Origin of the sequence: Microcoleus sp. FACHB-831 (assembly GCF_014695585.1) — a bacterium.
Taxonomy (GTDB): domain Bacteria; phylum Cyanobacteriota; class Cyanobacteriia; order Cyanobacteriales; family FACHB-T130; genus FACHB-831.
In genome coordinates, this window is sequence record NZ_JACJON010000057.1 from 40,936 (window position 1) to 55,994 (window position 15,059).

Sequence of the window (15,059 nt, forward strand, 5' to 3'; positions counted from 1 at the left end):
TGGAATTGGGATTTATGACTCCTGTCAATCCTACTTTGCCCTGTGGCTGGAAGCAATTCGGTAGACGCAGCTACACTTAAGTATGAGGCTGTTGCTCTCTATCCACTGAAATTGCTGCCAATCAATTGGCGCTTGTGTGGCTTGCTGAAATTTACATTTTCTTGCTTTGGAACTAAACTTGGTCGGTTGTAATAAAGGGTTGATCAAATGGGTACGTTAATCGCCTTTTTGTTGCTGGGGGGTTATGGATATGGTGCTTGGAGGTTCTGGAAGGGGTTTCGGCGGACGAATTTTAGTCAGGGTAGACTGATGTTGGCGCTGTTGTGGCCCGCTTTGGTGATAAGTAATAAAGCTTATCGTCAGAACTTTAGAAAAGCGCTAAAGGGTTAGAGGTAAGGCTGAAGTAACAATTAAAAAGGCAAAGGAAAGAGATAAAGTACGGCTGTGGCTGATTGGTGGTACTCACGAGAGTGCTAGGTTGGCGATCGCTCTTGCTGCTGTTAATATCCCCTGTACGGTTACGGTAACGACATCGGCGGCGCGATCGCTCTATCCACCTTCTCCCATATTACGAGTCTGGGTAGGTTATTTGTCTGCCGTTACCCTTGACTCGTTTTTGCACGAAGAGGGAATTGTGGCAATTTTAGACGCCTCGCATCCTTATGCGGTGGAGATTTCTAAGCTAGCGATCGCTTCTTCAATTGAGCAAAATATTCCTTATCTGCGCTACGAACGCCCAGCACTAACAGAATTGCCACAGGCTGAAATGTCTGTACCGCAAGTAATTTCACTAGACAGTTTCGATACTCTTATTACTGGAAACTATCTCCAAGGACAGCGAGTGCTGCTGACCCTGGGTTATAGAACGTTACCCTTATTTAGTTCTTTGCAAGACAAATCTACTTTATTTGCCCGCATTCTCCCCTCCCTCACAGCTTTAGAAGCAGCTTTGGCGTCTGGGTTTACACCAGACAGGCTGATTGCTATGCGTCCTCCCGTCTCAGCAGAATTGGAAAAAGCGCTGTGGCGTCAGTGGAAAATTTCCCTCGTAGTGACTAAAGCCTCTGGAAGCGCTGGGGGAGAAGACGTGAAGCGGATAGTTGCAGCTGAGTTAGGTGTCAAGTTGGTGGCGATCGCCCGCCCAGAAGTTGACTACCCGCAACAAACCAGCGATTTATCAGTTGCACTGGAGTTTTGCCGCTTTCATATTTCGTCAGGGTTTCCACCTAGCTGACGCACCAACTCAGCTAGTCTTTCAGCGCGTTGACGTTCTTGTTCAGCGCGTTGACGTTCTTGTTCTGTCCGCTCTTCAGAGAATAGCAGCATTTGCCCGTCGGCATTCCACCACCGCAGCCAGCAGCCAGTTTTGCCTTCATGGGTTCCCTGCCATTGACCCAGGAATAAGTCTAAGCCAGGAATCCAATAACGTCCAGCGCTATCTGGCGATCGCCGCTGATAACGCCCATCAACGAGAGCATAGACCTCTAAGTGACCTGTTTTTGGTTGAAAGATAACGTAAACGGGAACTTTGATGACTTGCTCGTAAAAATACCATTTGCCGATGCGCTGTTCAAACTCGACGGAATACTCTTCCCCATATGTGGACGAGAGAAATTCCATCACCACTTGGGGGATCGTGCCTTCTGTGTGGGGAGTATAGCTGCGGCGGGGTTCAGGACTTTGCCAGGGTTGTACGGGACGCACGAACATCCAATCTGGGGCTTTGCAGGTGATGCGGTCGTCGATCGCAGCACATAGGGCAAAGTTAGAGACTATTAAAGCATCTTGTAATAGCTCTGGAAATGCAATTAGCAATAATTGGCGCAGTGCTGCTGCTAGTAGAGGCTGGTCTTCATTTTCCACAGGGTCATCTGGTAAAACAAAATCATCAGGTAAGAGAGGCCAAGTAATTGTCGGCTGGGGGGCTGGGGTTGTGGCGATCGCAGACATAGACAACCTCTTAACGATGTGAGATTTTAGATTTTAGATTTTGGATTAATCCAAAATCTAAAATTCTTTAGAAAGCTTGTATCCACTCACGGACATCGTACTCAGTCCAGACACCGTTTTGCCAGTAGGGATCTGCTTCAATTAGCCCGCGAACGGTGGCTTCATCTTCGGCTTCATAGATGCCAAAGACTTTAGTTAAATCCTTAGTGGGGCCAATTGTAATTAGGACACCCGATTCTTTTTGTTTGGCAAGTACATCGAGATGAGCTTGTCGGTGGGGTGCGCGTTTTTCTAGAACATCCTCACAGTAACTTCCCCACATCACGTATTTAGTCATATTATTTGCGCTGAGATAAACGATTGCTTCTAGGGTTTAAGTTATCATAGTTAAAGCCAATATTTGTCCGGCGATCGCATTTTTTCTTCAAACAATACAGGATACAACCATGCTGTTAGATGTTCGCCTTTTGACAGTTAAAGACTATCATCGTATGACGGAAGCTGGTATTTTTGATCCAGATGAACGAGTTGAATTACTTGCAGGGCAGATTATAAAGATGGCAGCTAAAGGAACAGCGCATGAATCGGCAATTACGCGCACGGAAAGGTTGCTGAGGAACCTTTTAGGAGAGCAGATTTTGCTTCGTCTACAGTCTCCTATCCAGTTAGACGATTACTCGGAACCAGAACCGGATATTTCCGTTGTCGTGCCAGATCCGCTATATTACGAAGACCACCATCCTACTAGGGATGAAGTTTATCTAATTATTGAGGTAGCAGATACAAGTCTGAGTCGCGACTTAGAATTTAAAGCGGGAATTTACGCTCAATCGGGAATCTCCGATTATTGGGTGTTAGATGTTAATAACCGTAAATTGCACGTATTTAGAGAACCGAGTCAAGATGGTTATCAAAGACAAATGATTCTTTCAGAAAATGCAAGTGTTTCCCTCTTGGCGTTTCCTGATGTGACTGTTGTTGTTAAAGAGATGTTGCGAAGTGCGATCGCTCCTTAGATTTTGCTTAATCTATTATTGTATTTTTGAATTTATAAAAAAGATAATAAATAATAAAATGAAGTCAAGGAGCGATCGCGCTTCGTGAAACATATTGCTGCTGGTATTTAGGGATTTAAAGCATTATTTTTTAGGTTATCAATTTCAGCAATAGGCAACAACAATGTATCTTCTATTTCCTGCCGCACTTCAGGCGATACGTTAGAAGCACTATTCAGACAATCGACAAGCAATTTATTAGCATCGTAATATTGCTCTAGCCGTTCCATTTGCGCCTCGCTAAACCCCCAATCGCGACCGATATTGCGATACTCCCTCATCACATATCTTAACTCCTCAGTCCAAGCAGGGCCGTTAGCCTCCCACCAGGCTCTATATCCTTGTGTATCTTTAATCAGTTCAGGTAGTTGGTCTTTAAGTGTTTGTTGAAGTTTTTGGAGCCATCGCTTGAGTTCAGGATCTAGGGCATATTGACTAGCAAATGTACCACCAAGGGCATGGTCACGCGCCAAGTTAAGATCCAAAAGAAGGGCACAGTCAAGAGCAAGGCCAGTAGCACATTTATTTTTAAAATCATTGCAGAATTCATTAGTTAGGTCGCTGTTTAATGCATGAGCAAGGGTAGTGCTAAGGATTGTGGGCATAACATTACGGCGGTCAAGAGCAAAAGCAAAATAAAAAGCTCTAACGGCGGCTGGTTTGAAGCGAACCTCGACTGAAAGGGATTTTTGTTTAACCCAGACTAGGAATTTCTGCAATTGCTCATCAACACGCACAATCGCATCAACTTCTTGCTTCATCAACCGTAGTAATTCATCAGCAGGCTTCAGCATACCAGCCGCCAGCAAAAATACTTCGCTCCAACGTGGTTCAGCGATATATTTGACCAGATTTTGCCAATTATAACTATCAACAAAGTTTTTTGCAGTGAAATACTCTTGAAACGTTAGATGTGAAAAAGAGTAAATTTCCCGCGATCGCTCTACTAATAACCCATGTTGCGCCTCAACTGATTTCAGCACAGCCTTACTATTTCGTTTCAAAGCTTTTGGTTCAGTTTGAGCATCTGGTAAAGTGCGGAGATAGTCAGCGATAATTTTGTGTATTGTGTCTTGTTCAAAGAAGTAATCGCCCCGTTCAAACATAATAAATGCCACCTGAATCAGCATTTGTTTCTTGTCTTCCAAAGACAAATTGCGATAAGCTTCATCCCGCTGAATGCCCCTAGACTCATCCCACCTTTCGAGCAGAATATCTAGTCCTTGTTCATACAGCTTGGCGCGGTTCGAGGGAAATTCAGACTTTTCTTGAAAAAATAAGCAAGCCAGATTTAGCAATATGGGCGTTACAGCCAGTTCTCGGATTTGCTCATTTTCTGGCAGATGCAAATTTTCAACAAACTGATTAGCCTTAGCTTCTCCCTGCTCATTTGAATTCCTGCCAACCTCTACAAACCATTTTTTAGCAAATGCTTCGATTTGCTCATAGTTAAAATCTGCTACCTCGACATTATCGAAGTTCAAACTATCCCGCTGATTGGCAAGCTGGGCGGCAATTCGACAAGTGATAACAAACTGGTTTTTAAAATATTTACTAGAAAAAGTGCAAACTTCTGTCAGCACTTCATCACCAACATCCGCTTTAACTTCATCCAATCCATCCAGCAAAATAAAAAATCTACCTTCATAGAGCAAGTTTTCAACTTGCTGATGTGAAATATCGCAGATGGTCAATTCTTGGCTGATATAGTTCAATAACCTGAAATCACCTATACGCTTTCTAGCGAAAGCCTTTAATTCTATAAAAATCGGTATGCGATCGCCTTGAAATTCGCCTTGATTACACTGAATTGCTAAAAACTTCAAAAAAGTGGTTTTACCCGCTCCTGGTTTGCCCAGCACCATCAGCTTAGAATACCTTGTTACTGCTTCTAGACCTGGTACTTGTGGCTCACGGACTTTGCCCAAGCCCAAGCGATCAAAATTATCTGTAGCTGGGTTGAAGCTTTGAAAGTCAGAAATATCTAATTGTCTAGTGCTGGGTAGCTTTTCCAGAACGTTGACATGAATATAAATGTCGTCTATTCCAACCCGCGAGTCAACATCCAAAATGCGTAAACGTCCGCACTGTTCTTGGATTTTGTCGTGGCGATAGGGATGCGATCGCACTCTTCGCACTAACTCATCTATATCATTCTCTGGAGAGTCCGCGATCGCCTCTTCACGTTCTACTAAATTAGTAGTTTCCAACCTGGTCTCTTCTGCACTTCCTATCTCTTCTACGTGCCTTTTATCCGTGACAATAGAAGAACATCCACCTAATAACTCAGGCTTGTAATTGGCAAATAATACGAGTAAGTCTTGCCGTTTTGAGCGGCGTTCGTCTGCAAAATCATTTGTCAGGCCAAATTCCTTGCATATTTTTTCAAGATGTTTTCTGACAGTTGCAGGCGTGATGTGCAGAGATTGCGCGATCGCTTCATCTGTCTCGTTAGCCAGAAATCTTAGCAATACCTCTTCCCGCCTCTTAGTCAAACGATTAAATATTGCTTTGAAATGTTGTTGATTCATACTTCTGGGCACTTCACAACGCAGAGTACACATCTGTGTACTCTCTCTATTCACAAAGACTCACAGCATGAGTAGTGGGTGTGTACTAGGCTAGCGCAAATATGAAACTACACCAACAAGCTATAAAGGATGCAAAGCCAACTATGAATAATCACATCACATCCACCATTGAAGTGTTAGACTCTGGCTGCGCGGAGTTAGATTTTCAAGGTCATTGCTTACGCTATACAGGAACGGCAGAAAATTTAAAGTTCGTTGCTGAAGACGTGCTTTTAGCACTTGGTCTAAATAAAGCTGTCTTGAATCAAATTCCCGAAGAGTTTAAGGATTTGGTCTGTACTTGTGTAGACAGAAAAGGCCAGCTACTTATTTGGAAAGAATTAGTCCAGACAGTAAACCAGGACGGGCTTGATTATCTCATTAGCCGTACTAGCAAACCAACCGCACTTGAGTTTCAGAAGTGGTTGTACAAAGAAGCACTTCCCTTCCTCCGCAAGATAGCTTGAGTTTGCACAGTTATCCACCTGCAAATTAAGGATACGGTTGGGGAATAAAAAGTAGCGATCGCCCTCCCCCTAATCTCAACAAAAAAGCCCGCCTGCGCGGGCTTCTTTTGTATAGCCGCACCCTTTATGGTGTCGGCATAAACATCTAACTTCTCAAACTAACGCGGAATTTCTCAACTAGCGCCTCCCGTACTTTGTTGTGTACAGGATCTACATCTGCATCCGTGAGAGTGCGATCGCTTGCTCGATAAACTAACCGCAAAGCTAAACTTCTCTGCCCTTCTGGTACGTTTTCTCCGCGATACTCATCAAACAACTCCACCGAATCCAATAACGCACCCGCCGCCTTAGTAATGGCTTTTTTAATCTCGGCTACCGTTACCTGGACTGGTGCAAAAAAGGCAATATCGCGATCCGATGCTGGATAAGTCGAGAAAGTACGCAATTTAGGCGTCAATTTCTCATCCTCAGCCAAAGCTTCTAAGAACACATCTAAATCCAACTCGAACGCATAAACTGCATCTGGCAACCCTCTTTCTTGCCGCAATTGGGGATGTAATTGCCCAAACGTTCCCAGTCGATTTCCCTGCACCCACAAAGAAGCCGTGCGTCCTGGATGCAGGCGCGGATCGCGTCGATCTGGTTGATACTCTACCACCAAACTCAATCGCTGAAACACGCTTTCAAGAACGCCTTTGGCTTCAAACCAAGTCATCGGCTGTTCTTTACCTCCCCGCGTCCATTTTCCGATGATTGGATCTCCGCCAATAATACCAGCTAAGCCATCCGCTTCTATTAGCCCTTCCTCTTCTCGCCAGAATATCCGCCCAATTTCAAAAGCATTCAACGCACCATTTCCCTGTTCTAGGTTGTATTGAAAAGCTTCAATTAGTCCGGATACTAATTCAGTTCGCAAAGCTGAATATTCGCTAAACATAGGATTAGCGATCGCTACCTGTCTCTCTCCCCCCGCTGATGCATTCACCGCGTAGGAGTAGTGCATTACTTCTGTCAGTCCCGCCGCCCTTAAAGCTTCTCTAATTTGGCGCGTTAGCTGCTGGTCTAATGAAAGATAACCTGCCTCGCTTTCACTTGGCAACTCGTCGCAAAAGTTGTCATAACCGTATAGGCGGGCAATTTCTTCAATCAGATCTATTTCTCTTTCTAAGTCTCGATAGCGATAAGGCGGTACCGTAACCTTCCACACTCGTTCGTTATCTGCTACAGGATTAACCTGACATCCCAAAGCTGTTAGGATGCGCTTCATGTCTTTTGCTTGAATGTCCCCTATTTCTTCTCCCAAGTCAATTGGGCCTAAGATTTGGTTAACTCGGTCTAGACGCAGTTCTATGGAACGACTCCATATGGCAGGATCGGGTCGCGTGTCGGCGATTTTTTGTTGTACTGGTTGTCCAGATGCTAACTCACCAATAAGCGCGATCGCCCTAGCGCAAGCTATACCCAATTCTGCCTGGTTGACTCCCCGTTCGTAACGACCGGAAGCCTCAGTTCTTACCCCTTGACCGCGTGCAGATCGCCGAATCGCCACCGAGTCGAACAGCGCCGCTTCTAAGACTAAATTCATCGTTCCTTCATAAACTTCTGTTTCTTCTCCACCCATGACGCCAGCAAGGGCAACTGGCTTGTCGTTGGCGGTAATCAACAGGCTTTGCGTCCCCAAGTTGCGGGTTTGCCCATCCAGTGTTTTTAGGGATTCCCCTTGGCTTCCATATCTGACGCCTATCGTCAAACTATCTCCACCAGCGACAGATTGCAGGCGATCGCGGTCAAAGGCGTGCAGCGGCTGACCCCACTCCAGCAATATGTAGTTGGTAATATCTACAACATTGTTAATCGGGCGTACCCCAGCCGATTGCAGTCGCTGTTGCAACCAAGCGGGAGAAGGGGCAATTTTTACACCTTCTATAACTGTCCCTATGTATGCCGGACAGGCTTGGGGTGCTGAAATTCGCAAATTAAGATTTCCGTTTTCAGATGGTACAGACACCTCGGGTGCTTGCGGTATTCTTACCGTTGCCCCAGTTAGCGCTGCTACTTCCCGCGCCACACCTACCATGCTCAGGGCATCCGCACGATTTGCCGTAGATGTCAAGTCTAGAATTACATCATCTAGACCCAGCAGCGGTCTGGCATCTGCGCCTAATTTGGGGTTTTCTAGGTCAAAAATGTGAATTCCAGCCGATTCTTTAGCCAAACCAAGTTCAGCCAGAGAACAAATCATCCCCTCGGAAGGGACGCCTCGCAGTTTGGCTGGTTTAATTTTTAAATCGATTTTGGGAAGAAAAGTGCCTATCGTCGCGATGGGCACATAAATGTCAGCCCTCGCGTTAGATGCGCCGCAGACGATATTTAAAGGCGAAGAAGCGCCAATATCAACCTGGCAGACGCTTAATTTATCTGCATTAGGGTGGGGTTCGCGGCTGAGGACTTTGCCGACAACGACACCATCAGCCCAAGTGCGTCGATCCTCGATGTCTTCCACCTCAAACCCAGCCATAGTTAGCGTGTGAGCCAACACATCCGGGGTAATTGTCACGTCCACCAATTCGCGCAGCCAGGAAAGAGAGATACGCATTTACTCTAAACTTAGATCTACCTCAGCCCGTTCATTTTACCGTCCCTATGAGAGACTGCGGCTATCTTTACATCTCAAGGGTTAGTTAAAATATAAATAAGTATTATCAAGAGCCATTAGTTATTATCGCGGTCTTCATAAGCCGCGGCGCTGAGGAGCAGAGTATACCCTACGTAGGGAACTAGGTATTATTTCTAGGTAAATTCGTTGGCCTGTATTAATTTTTATCAGGGGCGAAAATAAAAAAACTGGGCTTAATTACAACCCGAAAATAGCAGTAAGAGCGCGTGATGAGGTCAGCGAGGAAAATTCTTTCTCTGTTTCTTTATTACTCTCTTGTACCTGTTTGTCCCTCTATACGTGAAATGAAAGCATATACCTAAGCTTTATGGGTAAGGGGGTGTCACCACTTATTAGCTACATATTTACATTGTCTGAGTTTATACTATTATAGGTAAAGTGTTTTATCGGTAAATTTAGTATCCAATGCCAAATACATTGGGTTAGCGGTACAGGTAAAGGTTGTATAAAATATTTAGATGAAGTATGGCCAAATTATAAATATATAAGTCTACATAAAGCATTAAGCAAAATTAAGCTAACTTTAGCAACTCTTTAAGATAATTGCCTGTAAAGTAGGCGGCTATTTCGCAGTTATAGCGGGATAATAGTAAAAAGTAAGATATCCTGGTCTTAAACACGGTTTAATAAAGCTAAGGCAACCAATAGCTCAGGGAATACATTCAGGAAAGGGTTCCCTGGGAAGCAGTGGTGCAAAGCTGAAAGCTTTTAAGTCAATATATTAGTTAAAGCGCGGACTTGTGTGCCATCGGTGACGCTGAATGAGCTACTGCCTAAACCCAGCCTGTCCCAATCCCCAGAATCCGACGGATACCGAAATCTGTCGGGCGTGTAACTCTAAAATACTGTTGCGCGATCGCTACAAAGTTATAAGGTCGCTGGGTCAAGGGGGTTTCGGAGCCACCTTCTTGGCTCAGGATGAAGGGTTGCCCGGTGAACCCTGTTGCGTGATCAAGCAACTGCGACCATCGACAACTGCCCCCCAAGTTCTAGAAATGGCACGGGAGTTGTTTGCCCGAGAAGCCAGAACGCTCGGCAAAATTGGCAATCATCCCCAAGTACCAAGGCTCTTGGACTACTTTGAAGATAGCCAGCAATTTTATCTCGTGCAGGAATACATTAGCGGTTATACCCTACAGCAGGAGATTAAACGCGATGGCCCCATGAGCGAAGCTGGAGTCAAACAATTCTTGAGCGAAATCATCCCCGTTCTGGAATACATCCACAGCCAGCAGGTAATTCACCGGGACATCAAACCAGCAAACATGATTCGTCGCGAGCAAGACCGTAAACTGGTTTTGATTGACTTCGGAGCTGTCAAAAATCAGGTGAGTCAAGGTGGTGCCTCTAGCAATTCAGATCAGACAGCTTTGACAGCTTATGCGATTGGCACGCCAGGATTTGCGCCTCCAGAGCAGATGGCAATGCGCCCGGTATATGCCAGTGATATATATGCAGTTGGGGTTACTTGTATTTATCTATTAACGGGTAAATCACCCAAGGAATTAGAATACGATCCAAAAACGGGTGAAATGCTCTGGAAAAAGCAAGTTTATATCAGCGATCATTTTGCTGATGTGATGAAGAAAATGTTAGAGGTTTCAGTTGCTCACCGCTTTCAGTGTGCTGAGGAAGTTCTGAGAGCGCTTGATCTTGAACCCTATCTTGATAGTTTGGAGCAGGGCTTGGCGACCAAATCCAAACCCTCAATCCGCAATCCTGGCTATCGCCAATTCCACTCAGGCGATCTAGGACCGCAGACTTCCCCCAATGCAAACTCATCTGCCTCATCTAGATTGGCACAGGCAGCCGCGATACGGGCACGCCGCGCCAAGATGGAAAATACGGGAACTCCGCAGATGCATAACGGGGCTGGAAGCGGGGCTTTTATTGGTAGAAACCCAACAACTAGCACGTTGAAGAACAGCAATTCTTCAGGAAAGCCAAAAGGGCCCATAAAATTGGATGCGCCTGGTGTTATAACAGCGTATGCAAAGGGGCGCCGCGATTTTGCCCAGATGGATTTGAGCCTGCTAAACCTAGAAAAAGCAAATTTATCTGGGAGTATTTTTCACCAAACGAAGTTAGTTAAGACTAACTTACAGGCAGCAGACCTAGCTAATGCTGATTTTGGGCGCGCGAGTTTAAGTAAGGCCATTCTGCGAGATGCGAACTTGGGCAGAGCCTACTTTAATCAGGCCGATTTGGAAGGAGCCGATCTGCGAGGAGCGGATCTAAGCTATGCCTATCTCAGCAATGCCAACATTCGCGGAGCTAATCTATGTGGTGCGAATCTCAGCAATGCCAAAATTACTGAGGAACAGCTAGCAACGGCTAAAACAAATTGGGCAACAGTGTTACCCAGCGGTAAGCGTGGCTTTTGGTAAATATGAGCTAAAATTATTTTTTCGTCAAAAAAATGACAGCCATTGCGTTAGCTACAAAATTGGTTGATCTAGACGGGAAGTAAAAATTTATCTGTTTATTGTTAGAGTTATGAAATTGCAAGACATTCTGGCCAAAAGCCTGAAAGTAAGTATCGGTGCGATCGCTGCTGACAAAGAACTGTCCAAGCAGATCGAAATCCGGCTTAAAGAGTTGGGTCTTTTCGGTGCGCCCGCAGATGGAGTGTTTAACAAAATCTCTATAGCAGCATTAAAAAAGTTTCAAATACTAACGCAATCTGGAGAGTACGATCACCTTGGCTCGGTAACCGCCAAAAAATTAATTGAGACCAGGAGTTTACCCTCAACAAAAATAAAGCTGCAAAACTTCCTTGGGACAAACCTAAAATACAACTATGAGGCGATCGCTACTGACAAAGATCTTACTAAGCAAATCCAAGTTCTACTAATAGGATTAGAGCTGTTAGACGCGCCTGCTGATGGGAACTTTGGCCCTGTATCCGCAGCGGCTTTAAGGATGTTTCAAGAGCTGATGCAATGTGGCGAACCCAACTACCTCGGAGCTTCCACTGCTGAAAAACTGATTGAAGCCAAGGCAAGTGATATCCCGACGCCACCGCTGAAGTTGGGTACAGACTTGGCTAGCTGCATTGTCAAGTATATGCAGTCTCAGGGATACAAAATTTTTCAAGGCCCCAAACAGTACAATATTGTCTACCTTGAGGGGATGAATGCTGATGGCAGCCTCAACAAGGATACCCCCAACCAGTTCAACGACCGCCGCATGGTAATCCAGATCCTCAATGGCATCCCTGGTATAATCGGCAACTGGGAAGCAACAACGGAGCCTGGGGATTATTACACTTATTACCCTATGAACGACGGCGGAGCCGCCCGGGTTAAGTTCGGACAGTATAAAGCTTGGCAGGTAGGAATACACGGGAACGCCGAACCTCACGAGGCGCTGGTACAGGTTGGAAATATAACTGTTTACCGCGACTTTAATAAAGATTTCAGTCGCGCTGGCGATAATACAGACGCCGGACTTTTTGGTATAAACCAACACTGGGGTTACGATATGGCCTATAACGATGTCCATAATGCTAGTGCGGGATGCTTGGTAGGACGCAACAGAGAGGGACATCGGGAGTTTATGAGAATAGTCAAGCAGGATAAGCGTTATCAGGCGAATAATGACTATATGTTCTATACCGCCGTTATTCCTGGCGACGAAGTGGTTAAGAAGTTTCCCCCTAAGTAGAGTTAGTTTTGGCTTGCAAGTTTTTGAGTTTTGAGTTGTATTAACGCCTGCTCAAAACTCAAGGCTAAATTTTTAAAACCAGTACCTGTTCGCCAGCGGGGATAAATGTTGTGCCGACTGGCACAACGGCAAGTCCATTGGTATTAGCTAGATTAATTAAATTGCCAGAACTGTGGCTACCACCAGCTAGTTGAAATTCAAAATCACCGTCTTTTAAGTTTAGACAGCCCCACAGATAACTTTCGCGTTTGCCATCCGAACGCAAATCATGAAGCGATCGCGCTTTTACCCAAATTGGCTCCCAACCTTGAGATAAACCTGATAATTTTCTCAAAGCAGGTTGTACAAAGCGCCAAAAACTTACTAATGCTGAAACCGGATTCCCCGGTATGCCAAAATACAGCACGGGTTTGTTAATGAATAATTGGTTTTCTGCTGCGCCACTCCCCATCTTCCTGTTTTGTGGGAAGGTAGCAACAGTTAGAGGTTTGCCTGGTTTGACGGCGACAGAGCGGATGTGTATTTCAGCACCTAGTTGAGCGAGAATTTCCTCAACATAGTCGTAATCGCCAACCGAGACGCCGCCAGTGGATAAAACTATATCAGCGGTGGATATGGCGCTGGCGATCGCTTCCTTAAGTGCTTCTCTCTCATCGCGCACAATTCCCATCATCAGTGGGATTGCGCCACTTTGCGCGACTATTGCAGCTAGAGCATATTGATTTGAGTCTACAATTTTTCCCGGTTGCAGCGGTTGGTCTGGCGTCACTAACTCATCGCCAGTGGATAAAATTGCCACGCGGGGGCGTCGGTACACTGGTAGCTCAGTACACTGTGCTGCGGCTAAAACGGCGATTTCTGGAGCGTTGAGAGCTATGCCCGCAGGTAGTAGGGGCGTTCCGGCTTGGTAAAATGCGGCGCGGTGACGGACAAAGGCTTGGGGCTGGGGTGCTGTTAATATGACAACGCGATCGCCTTCTCGCTTTGTCACTTCCTGCATTACAACCGTATCCGCCCCATCTGGCATCATGCTACCCGTTAAAATGCGGGCAGCTTGTCCTGGTTGGATGGTAACTTGAGGTTCAAAGCCACAGGGAATTTCTTCGACAATTTCTAAAATGGCTGGCTGTTCGGCGCTACAGTTTTGCACATCGGCGTAACGCACGGCATAGCCATCCATCGCAGAATTATCCCAGTGGGGAAAATCTAGCTGGCTTGTCACTGGTGTCGCCAGAATGCGTCCCGCAGCGGAAGATAAGTCTACAACTTCGGCATCTTGCTGACTATCTAGAGGTTGCACCAAATTTAAAATAAGTGCCTCTGCTTCATTAACTGGCAACATACTCATCAACCTAGCCTCAAGACTCTAATGCTCAGTTTATGGCTTGTTAAGGGCGATCGCGTCGATATTTGTCGCAACTTTCATCTGGCGTCTTTAGTCACAAACAGGCAAATTTATCAACTTATAAATTTGCCCAAGGACAAAAATCTCAAAGCTGAGGGCATAACGTTAGCTGCGCTTAATATGAAAAGTAGCAAGTCCAAATTCCCCCCCTCCCATGACTATTGAACCAAGCGATCGCCACTTTCCCAAAGTGCCGATCCAGCGACGGGTTTATGCCTTTGCGATTGATTTTGTGGCAGTTTTGATATTTACGTTGCCGTTTGGTGGCGCTATTCCCGGCGTCCAGTTTTCTCAGGTGCTAGTTTTTGTCGTCGCTTGGTGGCTGTTGCGGGTTGTATTGGTAGCGAAGAATCAGGGACAAAGCTTGGGACGTTGGGCGCTGGATATGAGAGCGATCGATCCTAAGACTGGGAAGACGCCAGGGCTGTTGGAATTGTCCAAGCGGGAGGGAATTCTGGGTTTTTGCGCTCTTTTAGCTACGATCGGGCTATATATTGGTTTTGGTAACGGTGTCTCTCTTATACTGCTAACTGCTCCTTTGGCGGCAGATTGTGGCGCAGCTTTGATAGATGAAAATCAGCAAGCATTGCACGATCGCTTGGCGCGATCGCTCGTTGTCGCCTCACGTCGCGGATTTTCTTTGGACTTGAGAGTTAAAAAATTACTTGCCGAAGTGACCCGTCGTGTGAAATAATAGAAATTTGTGTCTAACGCTATCCCAACCGTTTTAGTAGAATTATGGCAGCCAAGAAGGGCGTCCGGCTAATTATTACCTTGGAATGTACCGAGTGTCGCTCAAACACAGCGAAGCGATCGCCCGGTGTTTCCCGCTATACAACCACCAAAAACCGCCGCAACACGACGGCGCGACTGGAACTGAATAAGTTCTGTGCCCATTGCAACAAACACGTACTACACAAGGAAATCAAGTAGATGTTAGTTGGTCTCTAGCCCTTTGCCCTTAGTTAATTGGCTCGCGATCGCTAACAACTCATATTTCAGACGCGATGAATCGCGTTTCTACAACTCAAAAAACGAAGCTAAGAACTCCAATGACCTACTATCGTCGTCGCCTTTCCCCCATCAAACCCGAAGACCCCATTGACTACAAAGATGTAGAGCTGTTGCGGAAATTTATCACAGAGCGTGGTAAAATATTGCCGCGTCGCATTACTGGTCTAACAGCAAAACAGCAAAGAGACCTGACCGTAGCCATTAAGCGTGCCCGCTTGGTAGCGTTATTACCTTTTATAAATGCAGAAGGATAAT

13 protein-coding genes are annotated in these 15,059 nt (G+C 45.7%); 8 read left to right on the forward strand and 5 right to left on the reverse strand.

The window, feature by feature from the left end; translation table 11 throughout:
* The first annotated feature begins 478 nt into the window (after positions 1 to 478).
* A complete protein-coding gene (locus tag H6F77_RS14825; protein ID WP_242022167.1) occupies positions 479 to 1,234 on the forward strand; it encodes a cobalt-precorrin-6A reductase in 756 nt (251 codons plus the stop codon).
* Here H6F77_RS14825 and H6F77_RS14830 read toward each other — a convergent pair.
* Complete coding sequence (locus H6F77_RS14830; protein ID WP_190489464.1) at positions 1,204 to 1,950, reverse strand: Uma2 family endonuclease; 747 nt, start codon at positions 1,948 to 1,950, stop codon at positions 1,204 to 1,206. The genes H6F77_RS14825 and H6F77_RS14830 overlap by 31 nt on opposite strands.
* 67 nt (positions 1,951 to 2,017) lie before the next feature.
* Positions 2,018 to 2,287 (reverse strand): YciI family protein, encoded by a 270-nt coding sequence (locus H6F77_RS14835; RefSeq protein ID WP_190489465.1) that lies wholly within the window; start codon positions 2,285 to 2,287, stop codon positions 2,018 to 2,020.
* 109 nt (positions 2,288 to 2,396) lie between these two features.
* On the opposite strand from H6F77_RS14835, the gene H6F77_RS14840 reads away from it, so the two are divergent.
* Positions 2,397 to 2,966 (forward strand): Uma2 family endonuclease, encoded by a 570-nt coding sequence (locus H6F77_RS14840; RefSeq protein ID WP_190489466.1) that lies wholly within the window; start codon positions 2,397 to 2,399, stop codon positions 2,964 to 2,966.
* A 107-nt stretch (positions 2,967 to 3,073) separates the two neighbouring features.
* On the opposite strand, the gene H6F77_RS14845 is transcribed toward H6F77_RS14840, so the two are convergent.
* On the reverse strand, positions 3,074 to 5,536 hold the full coding sequence (locus H6F77_RS14845) for an NACHT domain-containing protein (RefSeq protein ID WP_190489467.1): 2,463 nt from the start codon (positions 5,534 to 5,536) through the stop codon (positions 3,074 to 3,076).
* Between the two features lie 101 nt (positions 5,537 to 5,637).
* Here H6F77_RS14845 and H6F77_RS14850 point away from each other — a divergent pair, with 101 nt between their 5' ends.
* On the forward strand, positions 5,638 to 6,042 hold the full coding sequence (locus tag H6F77_RS14850; RefSeq protein ID WP_206753468.1) for a BRO family protein: 405 nt from the start codon (positions 5,638 to 5,640) through the stop codon (positions 6,040 to 6,042).
* Positions 6,043 to 6,187: 145 nt separating this feature from the next.
* Here the strand turns inward: H6F77_RS14850 and pheT are convergent, their stop codons facing one another.
* Positions 6,188 to 8,638, reverse strand: a complete 2,451-nt coding sequence (pheT, locus tag H6F77_RS14855; RefSeq protein WP_190489469.1) for a phenylalanine--tRNA ligase subunit beta — start codon at positions 8,636 to 8,638, stop codon at positions 6,188 to 6,190.
* An 842-nt stretch (positions 8,639 to 9,480) separates the two neighbouring features.
* Here pheT and H6F77_RS14860 point away from each other — a divergent pair.
* Complete coding sequence (locus H6F77_RS14860; protein WP_190489470.1) at positions 9,481 to 11,106, forward strand: serine/threonine-protein kinase; 1,626 nt, start codon at positions 9,481 to 9,483, stop codon at positions 11,104 to 11,106.
* Positions 11,107 to 11,215: 109 nt separating this feature from the next.
* Complete coding sequence (locus H6F77_RS14865; RefSeq protein WP_242022169.1) at positions 11,216 to 12,385, forward strand: peptidoglycan-binding domain-containing protein; 1,170 nt, start codon at positions 11,216 to 11,218, stop codon at positions 12,383 to 12,385.
* A 64-nt stretch (positions 12,386 to 12,449) separates the two neighbouring features.
* Here H6F77_RS14865 and H6F77_RS14870 read toward each other — a convergent pair whose 3' ends face one another.
* A complete protein-coding gene (locus tag H6F77_RS14870; RefSeq protein ID WP_190489580.1) occupies positions 12,450 to 13,727 on the reverse strand; it encodes a molybdopterin molybdotransferase MoeA in 1,278 nt (425 codons plus the stop codon).
* A gap of 217 nt (positions 13,728 to 13,944) precedes the next feature.
* Between H6F77_RS14870 and H6F77_RS14875 the strand changes: the two genes are divergently transcribed.
* The 3 genes from H6F77_RS14875 to rpsR all read left to right on the forward strand — a co-directional run bounded on the left by H6F77_RS14875 (position 13,945) and on the right by rpsR (position 15,058).
* Positions 13,945 to 14,484, forward strand: coding sequence for an RDD family protein (locus tag H6F77_RS14875; protein WP_190489471.1), 540 nt, complete (start codon positions 13,945 to 13,947; stop codon positions 14,482 to 14,484).
* Positions 14,485 to 14,528: 44 nt separating this feature from the next.
* A complete protein-coding gene (rpmG, locus tag H6F77_RS14880) occupies positions 14,529 to 14,723 on the forward strand; it encodes a 50S ribosomal protein L33 (RefSeq protein WP_190489472.1) in 195 nt (64 codons plus the stop codon).
* A gap of 119 nt (positions 14,724 to 14,842) precedes the next feature.
* Positions 14,843 to 15,058 carry a 30S ribosomal protein S18 gene (gene rpsR / locus H6F77_RS14885; RefSeq protein WP_190489581.1) on the forward strand — a complete coding sequence of 72 codons (216 nt, stop codon included), beginning with the start codon at positions 14,843 to 14,845 and terminating at the stop codon, positions 15,056 to 15,058.
* Position 15,059 lies beyond the last annotated feature (1 nt).